The sequence below is a fragment of the Curtobacterium sp. BRB10 genome, assembly GCF_031844325.1.
GTDB classification, from domain to species: domain Bacteria; phylum Actinomycetota; class Actinomycetes; order Actinomycetales; family Microbacteriaceae; genus Curtobacterium; species Curtobacterium poinsettiae_A.
In genome coordinates this window covers 116,403-136,853 of record NZ_JAUZVA010000008.1, presented here as the reverse complement: position 1 = coordinate 136,853, position 20,451 = coordinate 116,403, and the positions used below count along the sequence as shown (strand labels likewise).

At 71.4% G+C, this 20,451-nt stretch carries 19 protein-coding genes; 10 read left to right on the top strand and 9 right to left on the bottom strand.

Going from position 1 to position 20,451, the window contains the following annotated elements:
• Positions 1-61 precede the first annotated feature (61 nt).
• Positions 62-1,855 carry a peptide ABC transporter substrate-binding protein gene (locus Q9R26_RS16690; RefSeq protein ID WP_182064319.1) on the bottom strand — a complete coding sequence of 598 codons (1,794 nt, stop codon included), beginning with the start codon at positions 1,853-1,855 and terminating at the stop codon, positions 62-64.
• Between the two features lie 227 nt (positions 1,856-2,082).
• On the opposite strand from Q9R26_RS16690, the gene Q9R26_RS16685 reads away from it, so the two are divergent.
• Genes Q9R26_RS16685 through Q9R26_RS16675 form a run of 3 tightly spaced genes read left to right on the top strand, consistent with a single transcriptional unit; the run spans position 2,083 to position 5,550 of the window.
• Positions 2,083-3,267, top strand: a complete 1,185-nt coding sequence (locus Q9R26_RS16685; RefSeq protein ID WP_311227952.1) for an ROK family protein — start codon at positions 2,083-2,085, stop codon at positions 3,265-3,267.
• On the top strand, positions 3,260-4,816 hold the full coding sequence (locus tag Q9R26_RS16680; RefSeq protein ID WP_311227951.1) for a M81 family metallopeptidase: 1,557 nt from the start codon (positions 3,260-3,262) through the stop codon (positions 4,814-4,816). The genes Q9R26_RS16685 and Q9R26_RS16680 overlap by 8 nt, the downstream gene beginning before the upstream one ends.
• Positions 4,813-5,550, top strand: coding sequence for a copper homeostasis protein CutC (locus tag Q9R26_RS16675; protein ID WP_311227950.1), 738 nt, complete (start codon positions 4,813-4,815; stop codon positions 5,548-5,550). The genes Q9R26_RS16680 and Q9R26_RS16675 overlap by 4 nt, the downstream gene beginning before the upstream one ends.
• A gap of 109 nt (positions 5,551-5,659) precedes the next feature.
• On the opposite strand, the gene Q9R26_RS16670 is transcribed toward Q9R26_RS16675, so the two are convergent.
• Positions 5,660-6,322 (bottom strand): ATP-binding cassette domain-containing protein, encoded by a 663-nt coding sequence (locus tag Q9R26_RS16670; RefSeq protein ID WP_311227949.1) that lies wholly within the window; start codon positions 6,320-6,322, stop codon positions 5,660-5,662.
• Between the two features lie 50 nt (positions 6,323-6,372).
• Between Q9R26_RS16670 and aztB the strand changes: the two genes are divergently transcribed.
• Genes aztB through Q9R26_RS16650 form a run of 4 tightly spaced genes read left to right on the top strand, consistent with a single transcriptional unit; the run spans position 6,373 to position 10,566 of the window.
• The gene (gene aztB, locus Q9R26_RS16665) at positions 6,373-7,266 is read left to right on the top strand and encodes a zinc ABC transporter permease AztB (RefSeq protein ID WP_182064314.1); all 894 of its coding nucleotides are present in this window, start codon (positions 6,373-6,375) and stop codon (positions 7,264-7,266) included.
• Positions 7,263-8,462, top strand: a complete 1,200-nt coding sequence (locus tag Q9R26_RS16660) for an ABC transporter (protein WP_311227948.1) — start codon at positions 7,263-7,265, stop codon at positions 8,460-8,462. The genes aztB and Q9R26_RS16660 overlap by 4 nt, the downstream gene beginning before the upstream one ends.
• Complete coding sequence (locus Q9R26_RS16655) at positions 8,459-9,361, top strand: metal ABC transporter substrate-binding protein (RefSeq protein ID WP_311227947.1); 903 nt, start codon at positions 8,459-8,461, stop codon at positions 9,359-9,361. The genes Q9R26_RS16660 and Q9R26_RS16655 overlap by 4 nt, the downstream gene beginning before the upstream one ends.
• Before the next feature lie 26 nt (positions 9,362-9,387).
• Entirely contained in the window at positions 9,388-10,566 is a 1,179-nt protein-coding gene (locus Q9R26_RS16650) for a hypothetical protein (protein WP_311227946.1), read from the top strand.
• Positions 10,567-10,707: 141 nt separating this feature from the next.
• Here the strand turns inward: Q9R26_RS16650 and Q9R26_RS16645 are convergent, their stop codons facing one another.
• The 4 genes from Q9R26_RS16645 to Q9R26_RS16630 all read right to left on the bottom strand — a co-directional run bounded on the left by Q9R26_RS16645 (position 10,708) and on the right by Q9R26_RS16630 (position 15,999).
• Positions 10,708-12,045 (bottom strand): sugar ABC transporter substrate-binding protein, encoded by a 1,338-nt coding sequence (locus tag Q9R26_RS16645; protein ID WP_311227945.1) that lies wholly within the window; start codon positions 12,043-12,045, stop codon positions 10,708-10,710.
• A 62-nt stretch (positions 12,046-12,107) separates the two neighbouring features.
• On the bottom strand, positions 12,108-13,058 hold the full coding sequence (locus Q9R26_RS16640) for a carbohydrate ABC transporter permease (protein WP_247737319.1): 951 nt from the start codon (positions 13,056-13,058) through the stop codon (positions 12,108-12,110).
• Entirely contained in the window at positions 13,055-13,969 is a 915-nt protein-coding gene (locus tag Q9R26_RS16635; protein ID WP_027467229.1) for a carbohydrate ABC transporter permease, read from the bottom strand. Before Q9R26_RS16635 ends, Q9R26_RS16640 begins: the two co-directional genes overlap by 4 nt.
• Positions 13,966-15,999, bottom strand: a complete 2,034-nt coding sequence (locus Q9R26_RS16630) for a beta-galactosidase (RefSeq protein WP_311227944.1) — start codon at positions 15,997-15,999, stop codon at positions 13,966-13,968. Before Q9R26_RS16630 ends, Q9R26_RS16635 begins: the two co-directional genes overlap by 4 nt.
• Positions 16,000-16,214: 215 nt before the next feature.
• Here Q9R26_RS16630 and Q9R26_RS16625 point away from each other — a divergent pair, with 215 nt between their 5' ends.
• Positions 16,215-17,237 (top strand): LacI family DNA-binding transcriptional regulator, encoded by a 1,023-nt coding sequence (locus Q9R26_RS16625; protein ID WP_311227943.1) that lies wholly within the window; start codon positions 16,215-16,217, stop codon positions 17,235-17,237.
• An 85-nt stretch (positions 17,238-17,322) separates the two neighbouring features.
• Here Q9R26_RS16625 and Q9R26_RS16620 read toward each other — a convergent pair whose 3' ends face one another.
• A complete protein-coding gene (locus tag Q9R26_RS16620; protein ID WP_182064309.1) occupies positions 17,323-17,679 on the bottom strand; it encodes a VOC family protein in 357 nt (118 codons plus the stop codon).
• Positions 17,680-17,764: 85 nt separating this feature from the next.
• The gene (locus Q9R26_RS16615) at positions 17,765-18,379 is read right to left on the bottom strand and encodes a GNAT family N-acetyltransferase (RefSeq protein ID WP_311227942.1); all 615 of its coding nucleotides are present in this window, start codon (positions 18,377-18,379) and stop codon (positions 17,765-17,767) included.
• 88 nt (positions 18,380-18,467) lie between these two features.
• On the opposite strand from Q9R26_RS16615, the gene Q9R26_RS16610 reads away from it, so the two are divergent.
• Entirely contained in the window at positions 18,468-19,100 is a 633-nt protein-coding gene (locus tag Q9R26_RS16610; protein WP_262139823.1) for a TetR family transcriptional regulator, read from the top strand.
• Positions 19,101-19,178: 78 nt separating this feature from the next.
• Positions 19,179-19,640, top strand: a complete 462-nt coding sequence (locus tag Q9R26_RS16605) for a DUF4383 domain-containing protein (RefSeq protein WP_027467234.1) — start codon at positions 19,179-19,181, stop codon at positions 19,638-19,640.
• A gap of 61 nt (positions 19,641-19,701) precedes the next feature.
• On the opposite strand, the gene Q9R26_RS16600 is transcribed toward Q9R26_RS16605, so the two are convergent.
• A complete protein-coding gene (locus tag Q9R26_RS16600; protein WP_311227941.1) occupies positions 19,702-20,433 on the bottom strand; it encodes an OBAP family protein in 732 nt (243 codons plus the stop codon).
• Positions 20,434-20,451 lie beyond the last annotated feature (18 nt).

Sequence of the window (20,451 nt, the reverse complement as noted above, 5' to 3'; positions counted from 1 at the left end):
GGGGGGGGGGGGGGGGGGGGGGGCCCGCCCCGCGCCTCCAGGCCGTGGTCGCGTCAGCGACCTACTCGGTCCACTTCCACTGGGCCGGGTGGAAGTTGGCGAGCGAGTCCTGGTCGAACCCGGACAGGCCCTTCTTGACGACCGAGATCTGGTAGTCGGGGCTCGGCAGCCAGATCACCGGCAGGTCCTTCGCGACCGCGGCGCTGTAGTCCTGCACGGCGGTCGCGTCGGTCGAGGTGGTGGTCGCGTCGATCAGGGAGTCGACCTCCTTGTTCGAGTAGCTGCCGAAGTTCGCCGAACCGCCGGTCTGGAACAGCGACTCACCGGTCGGGTAGGCCGGGAAGTACCAGCTGCCCGCGGTGCCGAAGAACGACAGGTCCCAGTCGCAGCTGGCTTCGTCCGAGGTGCAGGTCGGGGTCTGCGACAGCACGCTCGACACCGGCGCGGTCTTGATGGTGAAGTCGATGCCGGTCTTCGCGAGCGAGGACTGGATCGCGCTCATCATGTTGTCGGTCACGGTCGAACCGGACTGCGACAGCACCTGCATCGAGAACTTCGTGCCCTCCTCGACACCCTCGCCGCACTGGCTGGCGGACGTGCCCGGGTCGGTGCAGACCATCGTGCCGCCCTGCTCCTCCCAGCCGTGGCTGGTCAGCAGGTCCTTGGCCTTCGAGGTGCTGAACGGGTACGGGTTCGACTTCTGCACGTCGGAGACGTAGTCGGACTCCTGCGCCTGCGGGATCGGACCGTAGGTCGAGGTTGCGGTGCCGTTGAAGACGACCTTCGACAGCGACGTCTGGTCGATCGACATCTGGACGGCCTGACGGGCGTACAGCTGCTTGAAGACGGCACCCATGTCGGGGTTGTTGAAGTTGTACGGCATGTACGTGATCGCCCAGCCGGTCCACGGCTCGACCTCGTAGCCCTTCGCCGTGAAGGACGACTCCTGGTCCATGTCGGTCGCGTTGATGTACCCGTAGTCGACCTCGCCCGAGCGGACGGCGTTCACCTCGGCGTCGGCCGTGGTGAAGGGCAGCAGGTTCACCGTCGTGATCGACGGCTTCTCACCACCGTCGTACTTCTTGTTGGCCGTCAGCGTGACCTTGCCGGCCGTGGTGAAGGTCTTGACGCCGTAGGGACCGGAGATCGTCTTCCACAGGTCGTCCGTGGCGTAGTCGGAGATCTTGCCGGCGGCGGTGTTGAGGTACTTCCACACCTGCTTCGCGCCGGCGGTGGTCTCGTCGGCGTCGGTCACCTTCGCGGTCGCGCTGGTCTTGTCCCAGGCGTGCTGGGGCAGCGGGATGATGTGGCTCAGCTGGTTGGCGAGCATCCAGTCCGAGTTGTAGGCCTTGTCGAACGTGATGGTGAAGTGCGTGTCGTCGACGGCCTTGAACGACGTCCAGTTGTCCGGCGCCTTGCCCTTGGAGTACGAGCCCCACTGGTCCTTGTTCGCCTTGATCAGGTTGAACCAGAAGCCGACGTCGCGGCTCGTGATCGCCTCGCCGTCCGACCAGTGCCGGTCGCCGAGCGTCATGGTGACGCTCTTGCCGTCGTCGGCGAACTGCGCGTCGGTGGCGACGGAGCCGGCCTTGTTCCACGCGATCTTGCCGGTGGAGCCGTCGTACGCGACGAGCGGCTCGTACAGCGACTGGGCGATGGAGCCGTTGTTCGTGTTGAGGTGCGCGGCCGTGCCGATCGGCAGGATCCAGTTCGGCGTGAAGTTGGCGGGGAGCGCGTAGTCGATCTCGTCGGTCGATCCCTGCGAGGCGTTGCCGCCCCCGGAACAGCCGGCGAGCAGCGCGCTCACGGCGATCGCAGCTCCGGTGAGGAGCGCCCAGCGACGGGGCTTGGACATGCGGTGTCTCCTTGTGCGAGGGACTTCGGGGAGGTGGAGCACGGGTGCCGAGCGGCACGAGGACAGTCAAGGACCAAAGCGATTGGAAAAACAAACATCTCGATGTAAAAACTGCGTTACTGCGGAACGGACGAAAGGGTGGACCGCTCGATCCGCCCCGTAGGCTCGCGGCAGAACGGACCACCGACCGGTGTTCCACTCCCGTTCCGCCCGGATTGGAGAAAGTCGTGGCCGATCTCAGCGCCCGCGTCCTCGAGCTCGTCGCGTCGGGGCAGGCCGCCAGCCGGACCGAGATCGCGAAGGTGCTCGGAGCCGCCCCCTCGACCGTCTCGCACGTCGTCGGTCAGCTCCTGGAGCACGGGATCCTCGCCGAGGAAGGCACGGACGTCTCGACCGGCGGGCGACCCCGCAAGGTGCTCCGCATCGGCGGCGTCGACGAGTACGCGGTCGCCGCGGACGTCGGTGGCGGACACGCGCGCATCGGCGTGGTCCTGCCGGGAGGCGCGCTCGAGTCGGTCGCGAACGTCCCGTTCGCGCTCTCCGACGGTCCGACCGCCGGGCTCCAGCGCCTGGCCGCGCTGCTCGAGCGGCTGGCCGACGACCGTGGTCGCGAGGGGCTGCGGGGCGTCGGGCTCAGCCTGCCCGGTCCCGTCGACGTCGTCGCCGGCGTCGTGGACCTGCCGAGCCGGATGCCGGGGTGGAACGGGTTCCCCGTCGCCGCGTGGCTGAGCGACCGGTTCGGCCTGCCGGCGATCGTCGACAACGACGCGAACTGCATGGCAGCGGGTGAACAGACCGTGCAGGACCCGGCTCGCCGCCAGACCATCACGATCAAGGCCGGCTCGGCGATCGGCGCGGGCATCGTCATCGACGGTCGGCTCTACCGCGGGTCGACCGGGGCCGCCGGGGACATCACGCACGTGCGGATCGACGCCGCCGGGGACACCCCGTGCTCGTGCGGCAACACCGGCTGCCTCGAGACGGTGGCGTCCGGGGCCGCCCTGGTCCGGATCCTGTCGAACGCGGGGGTCGAGGTCGCCTCGACCGCCGACGTCGTCCGGCTCGCCTCGGACGCGCACCCCGAGGCCACCCGCGCCGTGCGGATGGCGGGCGGGTACCTGGGCGAGGTGCTCGCCGCCAACGTGAACTTCTTCAACCCGGACGCCGTCTACCTGGGCGGCATCCTGTCGACCCTGGACCCGTTCATCGCCGCCGTGCGCAGCCAGCTCTACGAGAGCTGCCACCCGTTGATGACCCAGCACCTGGCCATCGAGCCGGTGTCGCTCGGTGCCGACGCCGGGCTCGTCGGCGCCGGCCAGTTCGCCCTGCAGCGGGGTCTCGCCGCCTCGCTCGAGGAGCTCTCCGCGCCCATCCCCCAGTCCACCACCAGGAACAGGAGCGTCCGTGTCTGAGACCGGTCCCGTCACCCCCGCCGCCCCCGCCAGCACCGCTGGTGCCCGTCGCCCGGTCATCGCCATCGCCGGCCTGGCCATCGAGACCTCGACGTTCACGCCGACCCGGACCCACGCACCCGCGTTCCACCCGGACCGCGGCGACGAGGCCGTCGCCCGGTACCCGTTCCTGGCGACGATGGCCGACCGGGCGGACTTCCGCGGGGCGCTCATCGGGCACGCACTGCCCGGCGGGATCGTCGACCGGGCATCGTACGAAGCGCTGGCCGACGAGATCGTGGAGCGGTTGCGTGCACTGGGTCCGGTCGACGGCCTCTGGTACGACATCCACGGCGCGATGGTGGTCGAGGGACTCGACGACGCCGAGACGGACCTGCTCGGCCGCATCCGCGCGGTCGTCGGCCCCGACGTCATCGTGTCCGCGTCGATGGACCTGCACGGCAACGTCACGCGCGAGCTCGCCCACCAGGTCGACCTGGTCACCTGCTACCGGATGGCCCCGCACGAGGACACCCTCGAGACGAAGGAGCGTGCCGTCCGGAACCTCGTCGACGTGCTGACCGAACGACCCGTCGGTGCGCAGCGACCCGTGAAGGCCTGGATCCCGATCCCCGTGCTGCTGCCCGGCGAGCAGACCTCGACCCGCCTCGAGCCGGCGAAGTCCCTGTACGCGCAGGTCCCGCTCGTCGAGCAGACCGAGGGCGTGCTCGACGCCGCGATCTGGGTCGGGTACGCGTGGGCGGACCAGCCCCGCGACCAGGCCGTCACCGTCGTCACCGGATGGGACGAGGCCGCCGTCGCCGCCGGTGCCGAACGGCTCGCCCGGGCGTTCTGGGACGTCCGCGAGGACTTCGTGTTCGTCGCCCCCACCGGCACGTTCGAGGAGTGCCTCGACGCAGCGCTCGCCCCGGGCGCCGCGAAGCCGTACTTCGTCTCAGACTCGGGCGACAACCCCACGGCGGGTGGTTCCGGGGACATGACGTGGGGGCTGACGCAGGTGCTCGCCCGCCCGGAGTTCCAGGACCCGTCCGGCCCGACCGTCATCTACGCGAGCGTGCCCGGGCCGGCCGCGGTCGCCGCGGCGGTGGAAGCCGGCGTCGGTGCGACGATCACCGTGACCGCCGGAGCATTGGTGGACCACGTGCATGCCGGCCCGATCACGATGACCGGGCGGGTGCACGCGATCAAGCACGGCGACCGTGACGCCGAGACCGAGGTCGTGCTGCAGGTCGGCAGCGTCTTCGCGATCCTGACGAAGCTGCGGAAGCCGTACCACCACGAGCACGACTTCACCGACCTCGACCTGGCGCCGCGGCAGGCGGACGTCGTCATCGTGAAGATCGGGTACCTCGAACCGGAGCTGTTCGACATGTCCGCCGACTGGATGCTCGCGCTCACCCCGGGCGGTGTCGACCAGGACCTGCTGCGCCTCGGGCACCACAGGATCGAGCGGCCGATGTTCCCCTACGATCGAGTGTTCCCGACGGCACCGGACCTCCGCGCCCGCATCGTCCCCGCCTCCAACGAACCGCTCGGAGCCCCTGCATGAGCACCACCGCCGCACTCGAGATCGCCGTCACCTCACCGGCGGGTGCGATCACCGCGCGGGACGGCGGCGCCGACCGCGTCGAACTCTGCGTCGGGCTCGAGCTCGGCGGGCTCACCCCGTCGCAGGCCCTGGTCGAGACGACCCACGAGACCGGGATCCCGGCGCACGCGCTGGTCCGCTGCCGCCCGGGCGGGTTCGTGCACACCCCCGACGAGGTCGAGCTCATGGTGCGCGAGGTCCGCACGGTCCTGCGTTCCGGGGCCGCCGGCGTCGTGGTCGGTGCCCTGCGCCCCGACCGGACCCTGGACGAGGACGCCCTCCGCCGCTTCGTGGACGCCGCCCGCTCGGTCAGCGCCACCGCCGAGGTCACCCTGCACCGTGCGATCGACCACGCGACCGACCCCGTCGCCGCAGCCGGATCGCTCGCGGCGCTCGGGTTCACCCGCGTCCTGACCTCGGGTGCCGCGCCCACCGCGGTCGCCGGCGCCGAGACGATCGCCCGCATGGTCGAGGCCGCCGGGCCCGTGCAGGTGATGGCCGGCGCCGGGGTCACCCCCGCCGACGTCCGCGCGCTGCTCGGCACCGGTGCCGCCGCCGTGCACCTGTCGGCCAAGCGTCCGGCCGCGGACAGCACGCACGCCGGGGTGCCGATGGGTGCCGGGGACGACGGTTCCGCGCACTTCGTCACCGACGCCGAGGTCGTCGCCGCCGCACGGCGCGCGCTCGACGCCTGACCCGCTTCCGGGTCCGCACGACACCGGTGTTCGCGCGCGGAACACGTGCAGACCGCGGTTCGATCGGCGAACACCGGTGCTCAGCGGGATCGGCACGACGAACGCAGGGTCAGGTCAGGGTGACGATGCGGTCGACCGCGGCGATCGCGACCGGGTCGTGGGCCGCGTGCACGACCACGACGCCGTCTGCCGCCTCGGCGGCGAGCGCTCCGACCACGAGCGCCGCCGACTCGGTGTCGACCCCCGCGGTCGGTTCGTCGACCAGCAGCACCCCGGCCCGCTGTGCCAGCCCGAGCGCGACGAGCGTCCGCTGACGCTGCCCGCCCGACAGTTCCTCGATGGGCCGATCCGCCAGGTCCGTGATCGCCATCCGCTCGAGCTGCGCGTCGACGATCGCGCGGTCGGCGCGTCCGAGCGGCCGCCACCATGCGCGGTGCCGCCACCGCCCCATCGTGACGGCCGCGCGGACGGTGAGCGGGAGCGTGGTCGGCGGCACGGACTGGGTCACGTAGGCGACGCCGTCGGACGGGAGGCCCGTCACCCGCCCGGCGGTCGGCCGCACGACGTCCGCGACCACGTCGAGCAGCGTCGACTTGCCGGATCCGTTCGGTCCGGTGAGCGCGGTGACGGCCCCGGCGGGGAAGACCGCGTCCACACCGTCGAGGACGGTCCGGTCGCCGAGGACGGCCGTCACGCGGTCCAGGTGGACGGCGGCTCGGGGCTCGGTCGGCTCGGTCGGCTCGGTCGGCTCGGTTGGCTCGGTCGCAGGCACCTGAGCACGCTATCAGTATCGATACTCGTTTTCATGTAGCGTCTCGGACCGTGACCTGGCTGACCGATCCGTTCTCCGTCGACTTCATGGTGCGCGCCCTGGTCGGCGGCTCCCTGGCGGCGGTCCTCTGCGCCGTGGTCGGCACGTGGGTGCTGGTCCGGGGCATGGCGTTCCTGGGTGAGGCGCTCTCGCACGGCATGCTGCCCGGCGTCGCGATCGCCACCCTGACCGGGATCCCGCCGGTGCTCGGCGCCGCGGTGAGCGCGGGCGTGATGGTGCTCGGCGTCGGTGCGCTGCGTCGTCGTGCCCGACTGTCGTACGACACCTCGATCGGCCTGCTGTTCGTCGGGATGCTCGCGCTCGGTGTGATCATCGTGTCGTCCTCGCGGTCGTTCGCCACCGACGTCACCGCGATCCTGTTCGGCGACGTCCTCGCCGTCACCCGGGCCGACGTCGGCGGCCTCGCGATCGCCGCAGCAGTGGCCCTGGCCGTCGCCGTGGCGTTCCACCGCCCCTTCACCGCGCTGGCGTTCGACACCCGCAAGGCCACGACGCTCGGACTGCACCCACGCCTGGCCGAGGTCGTGCTCATCGGACTCGTCACCCTGGCGGTCGTCGCCTCGTACCGGGCGGTCGGCACCCTGCTCGTCGTGGGCCTGCTGCTCGCGCCGGCGGCCGCCGCCCGCGCGTGGACCCGGCACGTGGGCTCGACGATGGTCCTCGGGGCCGGCATCGGCGCCGTCGCCGTCCTCGTCGGCCTGCTCGTCTCCTGGCACGCCGGCACCGCCGCCGGCGCGAGCATCGCCGCGGTCGCCGTCGGCGGCGTCGTGGTCTCGCGCGCCCTGGCCGTCGTCGTCCTGCGGCGCACCCCGATCCCCACACCGGTGCGCGCGGCCGCACCGGCAGCACCACGATCCGCCGCACCGTCTCGAGAGGGAGCATGAAGCACTCGACCACCAGCCGCGCCCCCGCGCGCCTCCTGTCCACCATCGGCCTCGCCACCGGCCTGGCCCTCACCGTCAGCGCCTGTTCCACGGGCACCCCGTCGGCCGACAGCTCGACCGGCACCGCCCGTCCCCACGGCTACGTGGCGGGCGCGAGCGAGTCCCAGGAACCCCAGGTGCGCCTCCTGGCCGTGTCGGCGACCGGCGCGACCGCGCTGCACGACCTGCTCACCGAGGAGACCACCGAACTCGACGACGTGGACGCCCCGGAGCACTCGGCGACCGACGGCCGGTTCCTCGTGACGAGCGACGGCGACCGCACGACGATCGTCGACGGCGGCTCGTGGACGGTCGACCACGGCGACCACACGCACTACTACGCCGCCGGGCCCCGGGTCGTGGGCACCATCGACGGGGGCGGCCGGGTCGCGGTGCACTCGTCCGAGACCATGACGACGATCACCTGGCCGGACCGGGCCGAGGCCGTCGTGCTCGACCGCGAGACACTGGGCCAGGGCGAGGTCGACGAGACCGCACGGATCGACGCAAGCGTCCTGCTGCCGATGGGCGAGCATCTCGTGGCGGCCGACGGCGACACGGTCCGCGTGCTCGGCACGGACGGCGAGGCGATCGACGGTGCCGACACCGCGCAGACCTGCACCGACCCCGCAGGCGGGATCGTCACCCGCGCCGGTGCCGTCGTGGGCTGCGCCGACGGAGCGGTCGTGGTGGACGACACCGGCGAGCCCTCGTTCGTCGACCTGCCCGACGGCGCCGAGCGCCCGACGGCGTTCGCGGCACGCGCTGGCCGTCCCACGGTCGCCGGGCTGGCCGGCGACACCGGCTTCTGGCTGCTCGACGTGCGCGAGGGCTCGTGGCGGCTCGTGCCGACCGAGCGACCCCTGCGCGCCGTGGTCGCGGTGGACGACGAGGACGAGCACGTGGTCGGGGTCGACGACTCCGGGCGGGTGGTCGCCGTGACCGCCTCGACGGGGACGGTGGCCACGACCGAGCCGCTGCTCGAGGCCGGCCCCGACGACCCCGCACCGCTGCTGCAGCTCGACGCCCAGCGCGCCTACCTGGCCGACCCCGCGGACGGCACCGTGCACGAGATCGACTTCGCCGACGACGCCCGGGTCGCCCGCACGATCGAGCTCCCCGTCGCCCCCGTCGCCTTCGCCGAGGTCGGACTGTGACCCGCACCAGGGCCCTGACCGCGAGCCTCGTCGCCGCGATCGTCGCCCTCGTCGCCACCGGGTGCACCACCGCCGGCTCCGACCGGCCCCTCGTCGCGGTGACCACGAACATCCTCGGCGACGTCGTCAGCGAAGTCGTCGGGGACCAGGCCGACGTCATGGTCCTGATGCCCCCGGGCGCCGACCCCCACTCGTTCGAGGTCTCCGCGCAGGAAGCCGCACGACTGCGGAGCGCCGACCTGGTGGTCGAGAACGGCATCGGGCTCGAAGAAGGGGTCGCCCGTCACGTCGCAGCGGCGGCCGAGGACGGCGTGCCGGTCTCCACCGCCGGGGACGCGTTCGACCCGCTGGAGTGGACCACCGAGGACGACAGCGGCCCCGACCCGCACTTCTGGACCGACCCCGCCCGCATGGTCGACGTGGTCGAGGCCCTCGACCGGGACCTGCGCGACGCCGGCATCGAGCCGACCGGCACCGATGCCTACCTGGACGAGCTCCGCGACCTGGACGACACGATGACGACCGCGTTCCGGACCGTGCCCGAGGAACGCCGGGCGCTCGTGACGAACCACCACGTGTTCGGGTACCTGGCCGACCACTACGGGTTCCGGGTCGTCGGGGCGGTGATCCCGAGCGGGACCACCCTGGCCTCCCCGAGCGCCGCCGACCTGCGCGACCTGGCCGACGCGATCGACGAGGCGGGAGTGCGGACGATCTTCGCCGACGCCTCGCAGCCCGCGCGACTGGCCGAGGTGCTGGCGGAGGAGGTCGACCTGCACGTCGAGATCCGCCCGCTGGCGACGGAGTCACTCACCGAGGACGGCGACGCCGCCACCTACCTCGGCATGATGCGCTCGAACACCGAGGCCATCGTCGACGGCCTGTCGGCTGGTAATTGAGAATGAGAATCAATACAGTGAGCGACATGACGAACACGAAGACGCTCCGGGCCGTGTGGCCCGCCGCCCTGCTCGGCGCGGCCGCCCTGGCCCTGACCGGGTGCGCCACGAACACCGACGCCGGGTCCGACAGCAGTGCGACCCCGAAGGCCGACGGGACCCGCATCACCCTGACCCACGACGGCGGCCTGCTCGTCCTCGACGAGGACCTGCAGGTGGTGGCCGACGACGCGATCGACGGCTTCACCCGGGTCAACCCGGCCGGTGACGGACGCCACGTGCTCGTCACCGTGCCCGAGGGCTTCCGGGTCCTCGACACCCAGGCCGAGCCCGCCCTGACCGACGCGGTCTTCCCCGCCGACACCGGCGGCCACGCGGTCGTCCACGGCGACCGCACCGCCCTGTTCGCCGACGGCACCGGCGACGTGACGACGTTCGACCACACCGAGCTCGACGGCGCCGACCTGCCCGAGGTCGAGACGACGACGTCCGAAGCCGCCCACCACGGCGTCGCGATCGAGCTCGAGGACGGCACGCTCCTGACGACCGTCGGCACCGAGGAGCACCGCTCCGGCGTGCGCGCCCTGGACGCCGACGGCGAGGAGACCGCCCGGTCCGAGGAGTGCCCCGACGTGCACGGCGAGGGTGCGGTCAAGGGCGAGGTCGCGGTGTTCGGGTGCACCGACGGTGCGCTGGTCTACGACGACGGCGCGTTCGAGAAGATCGACGCCCCGACCGAGTACGGCCGCACCGGCAACCTGTTCACCACCGAGGACTCGTCCGTCGCGGTCGGCGACTACAACGACGACCCCGACAGCGAGGGATACCTGCTCGACCAGATCGCCCTGATCGACGCCGCCTCGGGCGAGTACACCGTCGCGGACATGCCCGACGGCGTCGGCTTCACGTTCCGCGACCTGGCCCGCGGCCCCGGTGACGAGGCCGTCGTGCTCGGCTCCGACGGCGCCCTGCACACCTTCGACGAGACCACCGGCGAACAGCTGGAGTCGTACCCGGTGATCGACGCGTGGGAGGGCCCCGCCGAGTGGCAGGACGCCCACCCGGCCCTGAAGGTCGAGGGAGACGTCGCCTACGTCACCGACCCCGCCGAGCAGAAGGTCCACGCCGTCGATCTGACCACCGGCGAGGTCGTCGCCTCGAGCGACGAACTGCCGGGTGTGCCCAACGAGATCGCGGTCGCGTAGCGACGAGGAGAACGAGCGCGCTGCGAGCGCGCGACGGCGTCCGAACACGACCCGGAGACGGACAGGAGGCCCGTGGCGATCCCGCCACGGGCCTCCTGTCCGCTGTCAGCGCGTGGACCGCGCGACGTCAGCCGCCGTCCGTCAGCCCTCGACCGGGATCGACTGCGCCTTGAGCGCCGCGATGGTCTTCGACTGCCCGGACTCGAGCGCCTCGCTCAACGTGCCCGAGCCGGACGCGGCCTGCCCGAATCCGTCGGAGACGTCCGAGTAGGTCTGCGTCATCGTCGGGCCCCAGGTGAAGGGCTGGATGTCCTTCGCCGCGGTGGCGAACTCCTCGTATATCTTCTGGCCACCGTAGAAGTCGAGCCCCTCGGTCAGCGCCGGCAGGTCGGCACCGGTGGTCGAGGCCGGGTACAGGTTGGCCTCCTTGTTCAGTGCGGAGAGCGCCTCGGTCGAGGTGTTCAGCCAGACCAGGAACTTCGACGCCTCAGCCGGGTGCTCGCTGCCCGCGAAGACGACGTTCGACGAACCGCCCCAGGCGGCCGACTTGGTCTCACCGGACTTCCACTGCGGCATCGGCGCGACGGCCCACTTGCCCGAGGTCGACGGTGCACCGCTCGAGATGGTGTTCGCACCCCAGACCGCGGAGACCCAGGTCCAATCCTTGCCGCTGTCGTAGGCGCTGTTCCACTGGTCGGTGAAGCTCGGCAGGGTGTTGACGAGCTTCTTGTCGATCAGGTCCTGCCAGTAGTCGGCGACCTTCTTCGACGCGTCGTCGTTCAGGTTGACCTTCCAGTCCTGGCCCGAGTTCTCGAACCACTGGCCACCGGCCTGCGAGACGAGCCCGGCGAACTGGTTGACGTCACCCTTGGCGAAGTTGGTGATGTTCCCGCCGAGCTTCTTGATCTTCACGGCGTCCTCGGCGTACTCCTCCCACGTCTTCGGAGCGTCGAGGCCGGCCTTCTCGAACAGGTCCTTGCGGTAGTACAGCGCCATCGGACCGGAGTCCTGCGGCACCGCGTAGACCGACTTCGACTCACCGAAGGTCACCTGGTTCCACAGGCCGTCGGAGAAGTCCTTCTTCGCGTCGCTGATGCCGGCGCACGCGCCGATGTCCTCGAGGCCACCCTGCACGCGGAACGCCGGCAGGGTGTCGTACTCGACCTGGCCGATGTCCGGCGCCTGCTTGGCCTTCAGCTGGTTGAAGAAGTTCTGGTAGGTGCCGCTGTTGCCGTTCGCGACGATCGAGACCTTGACCTGGATGTCCGGGTTGGCCTTGTTCCAGATCGCGACGACCTTGTCCATGTTCGGCACCCAGGTCGTGAAGTCGAGGGTGACCTTGCCGTCCGAGGGCTTGCAGCTGGCAGCCGCGGTGTCGGATCCGCCCCCGCTGCTGCTGCCGCCGGTGCTGCAGCCGGCGAGGGCCACGGTGGCGGCCACGGCGATCGCGGCGACGCTGAGGAACTTCGTTGTCTTCATGCTGTTTCCGTTCGGATGTGGTGTGGGGAGAGCTGGTGCGGGAAGGAGTGCGGGTCGAGGGGCTACTTCAGGCCGCCGGAGCCGAGGCCGGAGCGCCAGAAGCGCTGCAGGCTCAGGAAGGCGATGAGCAGCGGGATGATCGAGACGAACGACCCGATGAGCACGAGGGTGCGCAGGTCCGGGTACTGGTTCACGCTCGAGTTCCACGTGTAGAGGCCCAGGGTGACGGGGAACAGCGACGAGTCGCGGAGCATCACGAGCGGCAGGAAGAAGTTGTTCCACACGGCGACGAACTGGAACAGGAAGATCGTCACGAGCGCGGGCGACATGAGCCGGACCGCCACGGTGAAGAACGTCCGGACCTCGCCGGAGCCGTCGATCCGGGCGGCCTCGATGATCTCGTCGGGCACGCTCGACGCCGCGAACAACCGCGACAGGTAGACACCGAACGGACTGACGATGCTCGGCAGGAACACCGACCAGAACGTGTCGGTCAGGTCGACCTGGCTGAAGATGAGGAACAGCGGCAGGGCCAGGGCGGTCGCCGGCACGAGCACGCCGCCGAGGAACACGTTGAACAGGACCTCGCGGCCGCGGAACCGGTACTTGGCCAGGGCGTACCCGCACATCGCGGAGAGCACGGTGCCGAGCAGGCCGGCGACCCCGGCGTAGGCGATGCTGTTCAGCAGCCAGCGCAGGTAGATGCCGTCCTGGCGCGTGAACAGCTCGACGAGGTTGCCGAAGAAGTCCTGCACCGAGGTGGCACTGAACCACAACGAGAACGTCGAGTTGAAGTTCGCGGCGGTCTTGGTGGACGAGACCAGCAGCCAGAAGATCGGCAGCAGGAAGTAGAGGGTGAAGACCCCCATCACGATCATCGCGGCGCTGCGCGAGATAACGCTCTCCCGCGGACCGCGCGCTCCGCGCTGGTGCGGACGGGAGGCCCGGTTCGGCTCGAGCGGTCGGCCGACGTCGCGGACGAGGTCACCTTGGGTCGGGGCGTTGACGGTCATTCGGCGGCCTTCCGCTGGGTCAGTCGGAGGAACCCGATCGACAGGACGAACGTGGCGACGGCGAGGACGACCGAGAACGCCGCGGCGAGGTTGAAGTTCGGCACCGAGGACGTCGAGTAGACGAGCATGTTCGGCGTGAACGTCGACGAGATGGTCGAGGTGAACTGTCGGAACACCGTCGGCTCGGTCAGCAGCTGCAGGGTGCCGATGACGGAGAACACCGCGGTGAGGACGATGGCCGGCACCACGAGCGGGATCTTGATCGACAGGGCGATCCGGAGCTGGGACGCACCGTCGAGCTTCGCCGCCTCGTACACCTCGGCCGGGATCGCGAGGAGCGACGAGTAGATGATGAGCATGTTGTAGCCGACGTAGACCCAGGTCACGACGTTGGCGACGGCCCACAGCACGGTGCTGCCGCCGAGCAGGTCGACCCGCGAGGTCACCGCGGAGAACGGCGACAGGTCGGGGGCGTAGAGGTAGCCCCACATGATCGCGGCGATGACGCCGGGAACCGCGTACGGCGCGAAGAACGCCAGGCGGAAGAACCGCTTGCCGCGCAGCAGCGGGGAGTCCAGCAGCAGGGCGAACAGGAGCGCGAGCCCGAGCATCACCGGCACCTGCACGACACCGAACAGCAGCACGCGGAGCACCGAGCTCCAGAACTCGCCGTCCTGGAACACCAGGGCGTACTGGCTCAGCCCGCCGAAGACCTGCGTCGGGGCACCGAACGTGCCCTGCCGCTCGATCTTCTGCAGCGACTCCCACACGGCGTAGAGGATGGGGACCAGGTAGAACGCCGTGAACAGGACGGCGAACGGCAGGACGAAGATCGCGATGGCGCGGCGGTAGCGGAACCCGCCGCCCCGGCGTCGTCGGGTCGCGCTGGGCGACTGTGCGGTGGTGGTCATGAGCGGTTCCTGTCGGTGCGGATGATCTGGGTCCCGCCGGGGGCGATGGCGGTGGTCCCGGTAACGGGGCGGTCGGCGACGAGCTCGTGGCCGGCCTCGTGGTGCTCGACGGTGTGGTCGGAGTGGTTCAGCAGGAAGACCCACTCGTGGGTGTCGTCCCGGCGCCGGATGACCTCGAGTCCGGGGCGGACGGCGGGATCGGCGCGCACCCCGGCCTCGTCGAGGACGCGGTGGACGAACCCGCCCAGCGCACCGGTGTCGAGCACCGTGGACGTGTACCAGGCGGTCCCGGCGCCGTGCTCGTTGCGGGTGACGGCCGGGCGGCCGGCGAGCGAGCCCTCGGCGTAGTCGACGACGCTCGTCGCACCGCGCAGCTCGACCGGCTCCGACCAGACGCTGCCGGTCGTGCCGTCGGACAGCGCGATCGTGGCGTCGGCGGCGAGCGGGAGGAACTCGTCCACCCGCACGCCGAGCAGGTCACGGAAGGCGCCCGGGTAGCCGCCGGTGCGGACCCGGTCGCGCTCGTCGACGATGCCGCTGAAGCAGCTGACGATCGCGTGCCCGCCGCCGGCGACGTGGTCGGCGATGACGGCCGCGTGCTCGTCGCGGACCAGGTACAGCTCGGGGACGACGACGAGCGCGTACCCGTCGAGCGGTGCCCCGGGCGCGACGACGTCGACGGTCACGCCGAGGTCCCAGAGCGCGGCGTGGAAGGCGTGGACCTGCTCCAGGTAGCGGAGCGCGGTGCTGGGGTGGGCCTCCAGGTCGGCCGCCCACTGGTTCTCCCAGCTGAACACGAGCGCGACGTCGGCGACCACGCGGGAGCCGCGCAGTTCGCCGAGCCGCTCGACCAGGGCGCCGAGCGCGACCACGTCGTGCCAGGTCGTCGACTCGGTGCCGGCGTGCGGCAGCAGCGCGGAGTGGAACTTCTCGCTGCCCTGCACGGACGCGCGCCACTGGAAGAAGCAGACCCCGTCGGCACCGCGGGCGATGTGCGCCGCGGTGTTCCGGAGCATCTCGCCCGGGGCCTTCGCGACGTTGTGCGGCTGCCAGTTGACGGCACCCGTCGAGTGCTCCATGAGCAGCCAGGGGGCTCCGCCGGCCAGTCCACGCGTGGTGTCGGCGGCGAAGGCGAGCTCGACGTGCGGCCGGGGCAGGCGGTGGTCCAGGTAGTGGTCGTTCGCGATGACGTCCATGTCGCCGGCCCACGACCAGTAGTCGAGCGCCGTGATGTGCGCGGCGACCATGAAGTTCGTCGTGACGGGCTTGTCACTCAGCTCGCGCAGGACGGCGGCCTCGGCGCGGTGGTGGCCGAGGAGCTCGTCGGACGAGAACCGGTCGAAGTCGATGGTCTGCGCCGGGTTCGTGAACGACAGCGTCGCGCGGGGCGGCAGCACCTGCTCCCACGCGGAGTAGCGCTGGCTCCAGAACGAGGTGCCCCAGGCTGCGTTGAGTGCGTCGACCGTGCCGTACCGGGCCTGCAGCCAACCGCGGAACGCCTGGGCGGAGACGTCGCAGTAGCAGTGCGCGTTGTGGCAGCCGAGCTCGTTCGACACGTGCCAGAGCCGCACGGCGGGGTGGTCGCCGTAGCGCTCGGCGGTGGCACGGACCAGGGCGAGGGCGTGCTCGCGGTAGACCGGGGAGCTCGGGCAGAACGCCTGGCGGCCACCGGGCCAGCGGGTGGTGCCGTCGGCGACGACGGGCAGGACCTCGGGGTACCGGGTGGTGAGCCACGGCGGTGTCGAGGCGGTGCCCGTGCCGAGGTCGACCCCGATGCCCGCGCCGTGCAGCAGCTCGATGACGGTGTCGAGCGCGGCGAAGTCGTACTCGCCCTGCCGCGGCTCGACGTGCGACCAGCCGAAGACGTTGATCGCGACGAGGTTCACGCCGGCCTCGCGCATGAGCCGGACGTCCTCGACCCACACCTCGGGGTCCCACTGCTCGGGGTTGTAGTCGCACCCGAACGCGAGGCCCGTCGAGCCGAGGCCGAGCGCGCCGGTGGCGGTCGTCGGCAGGGTGGTGGTCGTCACGGGGATCCTCGCTGATCGGGGCGACCCCGGCCGCCTCGGTCGCGTGCGACCCCTTCGACGGCGAAGGCCACCCAGTGTTCTGGGAGCGCTCCCAGTCAGCACCGGCCGATCGGGGCCGAATGTTCTGGGAGCGCTCCCAGAGCAAACACCAGCGGCTGCACCCTGTCAACTGCAAGGCGTTCCGAGGGCTCCTCAGCGCCGGATATGGTTGCCCCATGTCCGAGGTCCGATCCGCTCGTCAGCGCGCCACGATCCAGGACGTCGCCGACGAAGCGGGGATGTCGCGTGGCACCGTCTCGCGGGTGCTCAACGACGAGCCGTACGTCTCGCCGAAGGCGCGGGAAGCCGTGCAGGAGGCCGTCCGACGCGTCGGCTACGTGCGCAGCGCCGCCGCCCGCAGCCTGGTCACCCGGCGGTCCGGGGCGATCGCGCTCATCGTCCACGAACCCTCGGTCGTGGTGCTCGACGACCCCAACATCGGCAACATCCTGATCGGCACGAACGCCGTGCTGTCCGATGCCGACCAGCAGCTCGTCACGATCATGGTCGACTCCGCCCGCGACAGCGAGCGCGTGGTCGAGTACCTGCGCGGCGGGTTCGTCGACGGCGCCATCGTGCTGTCCGCCCGCGACGGGGACCCGATCACCGGCGCGATCGAGGAGATCGGCATGCCCGCGTGCTTCGTCGGGCACCCGTCCGACGCCGCGAACATCTCGTACATCGGCATCGACAACCGCGCCGCCGCCGAGCAGATCACCCGACGGCTGGTCGACACCGGTCGACGCCGGATCGGGATGCTGGCGTCGGGGCTCGACCGCGACTCCGGACAGGACCGCCTGGCGGGGTTCACCGCGGCACTCGGCGAGCGCTTCGACCCCGACCTCGTCGCCCGGAACCCCCTGTTCAGCTACACCGCGGGCGCCGAGGGCATGCGCGAGCTGCTCGAGCGAGCCCCGGACATCGACGGGGTGTTCGCCGCGTCGGACGCGGTCGCCGCCGGTGCGATGGACGTCCTGCAGCGCAGCGGCCGGAGCGTGCCGGGTGACGTGGGTGTGGTCGGGTTCGACGACAGTGCCTGGGCGCTCCGGTGCGACCCGCAGCTGTCGACGGTGCGGCAGCCGGCGCGCCTGCTCGGCGAGCAGGCGGCGCACCAGGTCCTCGAGCAGATCGGCGGCACCGACGACGGTCCACGCGGTCTGCTGTTGCCGACGGAGGTCGTCTGGCGCGGGTCCGCGTAGCCGGCCGCGCAACCGACGGGAGGCCCGTGGCGGCGTCGCCACGGGCCTCCCGTCCGTCCGCGGGTGCGTCCCGCACCCGTCCGGGTCAGCCCTGCGGCGGCGAGTAGAGCTGCAGGTCGTTGCCCTCGCTGTCCTTGAAGGGGATGATCTTGCCCCACGGGTGCTCGCTGATCTCGCCCTGGATGTCCGCGCCGCGCTCCTTGAGCGAGGCGACCTCGTCCTCGATGCTGCCGTCCGGCTGGAACGACACGACGGCACCGCCGTCGCTGCCCTGACCGGCGGACTCGCGCCCGTTCAGGCCGATCATCAGGCCACCGGCGTCGATCTCGCTCCAGTCGTCGGACTGGTCCTTGACGGTGAGACCGAGCGTGTCGCGGTAGAACGCGACGGCGCGCTCCATGTCGCTGACCGGGACCCAGACTGCTGCGACTCCACTTGCCATGGTGTTTCCTCTCGTCGTGGTGTGCCGTGGACGGTAGGCAGCGCGCGTGCACGGGGCCACAGGCTCGGTGTCCCCCGGTGCCGGGTCAGCCGGCCGCCGGACGCCACATGCCGATCGGGGCCGCCGCGCGGAACCCCGCGATCGGCGCACCGTCGGTGAACCCGTGCCGTCGGTACAGCCGACGGTTCACTGGGGTGGACGACTCCAGGTACGCGCCGGCGGACGTCCGGTCCGCACGCTCGAGTGCGTGGCCGAGCAGCAGTCCACCGATGCCCCGACCACGCGCTGACGCCGACACCCCGATCTCGGCCAGGTACCAGTGCGGGGTGGCCGGTCGGGCGCGCTCCATGCGGCGCAGGTGGGCCACCGCGCGGAGCGCCCCGCCGAGCCCCAGGGTCCGGAGGAACGCCGGCACCTGCCGCACGAAGGCCCGGACGCCACCGGGCTGCCGACCGGGTGCCTGCCAGAAGGCGGCGCCGACCACCCGGTCACCGATCGTGGCGACGTCCACCCGTCGCGCGGGCATCGGCACCGACCGGATGAGCGCGTCGAACAGCCCGGTCAGCACGGCGGGGCGGTCCTCACCGGGTCGCGGCGGCCGGAACTCGGCGAGCACCGGGTCGTCGGCGAAGGCCTCGGCGAGGACGGCCGCGGCCGCCTCGAGTTCGGCGGGTCCTGCTGCTCGGACGACGGTCTCCATGCTGACTCCTCAGGTGATCACTGATTTGGCCGGTTGGCCGATTTCATCCTCGCGTCCGGTCCTGCACGCGCCCCGTACGCTTCCTGTGATGACCGACCAGCAGCAGACGCGCGGGTACCGCAGCCGACAGGACCGGCGTGCGGAACTGCTCGACGCCGCCGCCCTGGTCGTGCGGGACGACGGCCTGCGCGGCCTCACCACCCGGGCCGTCGCCGCCCGAGCCGGCGTCGCCCACGGTGTCGTGCACTACGCCTTCGGGGCCCGGCGCAACCTGGTCGTCGCGCTGCTCGAACGGCAGGCACGTGCGGTCCTGCCGCCGGTGCTCGCGGCCGCCGACGAGCACGACGACCTCGCCGCGGCGCTCGAGGCGGGGATCTCGGCGTACCTCGACCTGGTGCGGCGCGAACCCGAGCGGTTCCGGGTGCTCGAGGCCCTCAGCGCGACGGCCCTCGCCCCGGACGGCGACGGGGACCTGCTCGACGCCGAACGTCGGCTCTGGCGCGACGGCGTGGTCGCCGGGATCGAGCGCTGGACCGCGCGGCACGGAGCGGCGCCGTCCGAGCCGGTGCCCGTGGTTGCCGACGCCGTGATCACCCTGGTGGACGGACTCGCCCGCGCCGCGTGGAGCGATCCGGACAGCACCGCGACCGCCGGATCGCGGGCGTTGCTGGTGCGCGGATTGACCACCGCGGTGACCGCCGCCGTGACCGCCGAGCACTGACCTGCAAACCGTCCGGGGAAGCGCTCCGAATGTCATGTGTGCCGCACACTGCGGCGCGTACAGAAAAGAGGGCTGATCATGACCAGCAGCGCAGCAACCGCACGCACCACCTCCGGTTCGACGTGGACCCAGCGGGGCGCGTTCGTCTTCGGTGTCGTCTTCCTGATCGTCGGCATCGCCGGGTTCATCCCCGGACTCACCATGGACATGGGCTCGATGTCGATGGCCGGCCACGGCTCCATGGCCCTGCTCCTGGGCCTGTTCCAGGTGTCCGTCCTGCACAACATCGTGCACCTGCTCTTCGGCATCGTCGGGCTGCTCGCCGCCCGCCGTGCAGCCTCCGCACGCCTGTACCTCGTCGCCGGCGGCATCGTCTACGCGGTGCTCTTCGTCTACGGGCTCTTCACCGCGGGCATGGCCGGTGGCGCGAACTTCGTGCCGCTGAACAGCGCGGACAACGTGCTGCACGCCTTCCTGGCCGTCGCGATGATCGTGCTCGGCTTCGTCCTGCCGCGGATCGGGACGCGCACCGCGCGCTGAACCACAGCACACACCGGACGGGAGGCCCGTGGCGACACCGCCACGGGCCTCCCGTCCGTCGTCAGGGGCGTCCGTCGTCCGCGTCGACGACGCCCGGGGTCGGGGTCGTGCCCGTGAAGGCGTCGCGCATCGTGCCGACACCGCGCTGCGGGTGGGCGCGGTCGAGGTACTTCGCCCGCGACTCCTTGCGCGGTTCCGGATCGGTGCGCATCGCCTGGTTCCGGTCCTGCTGCAGCGCGCTGTCCACCTCACCCTCGCGGTTGAACGACCACATGAGCATCGGGTCGCCGATCGGCAGGTCGTGTGCGGGCTGCGAACCCATCGGGGTGCTGTGCCAGGTGTGCCAGGTCTTGCCGTACGAGTTCACCAGGTGCCCCATCAGCTCGGACTCCACCACGATCGGCAGGCCCGGAGCGACGAGTTCGCCGGAGAACACCTCGTGGTTGTGCGGGTGCCACGACGCCTGCTCGTCCTCGGGCAGGGAGTCGAACAGCCGCTCGGACACGATGTACTCGATGCCGATCAGGTTCGCGTCGGCGGTGTTGCCGTCGAAGAGCACGCACTGCAGCATCTCGGCGTTCACCACCTTGCAGAAGTGGTGCGCCTCCATCTGCACGTCGGGCTCGCCCTTCACGCAGTGGAACCCCACCACGTAGACGTCGAAGCCCCGCAGCGGCGCCGAGGTCTGCAGCACGGCGGCGCCGCGGTCGAGCAGGGCGAGCTCGAAGCCGCCGGGCCCTCCGGGCGGGGTGACACCGGTCTTCCGGTCGTGCACGGTGGGGTTCAGGGGCATGCGGGCGTCCTTCCGTCC

Coding starts and splice junctions, on each gene's coding strand:
- Q9R26_RS16690 (WP_182064319.1), bottom strand. CDS start 1,855: ATGTCCAAGCCCCGTCGCTGGGCGCTCCTCACCGGAGCTGCGATCGCC.
- Q9R26_RS16675 (WP_311227950.1), top strand. CDS start 4,813: ATGAGCACCACCGCCGCACTCGAGATCGCCGTCACCTCACCGGCGGGT.
- Q9R26_RS16660 (WP_311227948.1), top strand. CDS start 7,263: ATGAAGCACTCGACCACCAGCCGCGCCCCCGCGCGCCTCCTGTCCACC.
- Q9R26_RS16650 (WP_311227946.1), top strand. CDS start 9,388: ATGACGAACACGAAGACGCTCCGGGCCGTGTGGCCCGCCGCCCTGCTC.
- Q9R26_RS16645 (WP_311227945.1), bottom strand. CDS start 12,045: ATGAAGACAACGAAGTTCCTCAGCGTCGCCGCGATCGCCGTGGCCGCC.
- Q9R26_RS16640 (WP_247737319.1), bottom strand. CDS start 13,058: ATGACCGTCAACGCCCCGACCCAAGGTGACCTCGTCCGCGACGTCGGC.
- Q9R26_RS16635 (WP_027467229.1), bottom strand. CDS start 13,969: ATGACCACCACCGCACAGTCGCCCAGCGCGACCCGACGACGCCGGGGC.
- Q9R26_RS16625 (WP_311227943.1), top strand. CDS start 16,215: ATGTCCGAGGTCCGATCCGCTCGTCAGCGCGCCACGATCCAGGACGTC.
- Q9R26_RS16620 (WP_182064309.1), bottom strand. CDS start 17,679: ATGGCAAGTGGAGTCGCAGCAGTCTGGGTCCCGGTCAGCGACATGGAG.
- Q9R26_RS16615 (WP_311227942.1), bottom strand. CDS start 18,379: ATGGAGACCGTCGTCCGAGCAGCAGGACCCGCCGAACTCGAGGCGGCC.
- Q9R26_RS16610 (WP_262139823.1), top strand. CDS start 18,468: ATGACCGACCAGCAGCAGACGCGCGGGTACCGCAGCCGACAGGACCGG.
- Q9R26_RS16605 (WP_027467234.1), top strand. CDS start 19,179: ATGACCAGCAGCGCAGCAACCGCACGCACCACCTCCGGTTCGACGTGG.
- Q9R26_RS16600 (WP_311227941.1), bottom strand. CDS start 20,433: ATGCCCCTGAACCCCACCGTGCACGACCGGAAGACCGGTGTCACCCCG.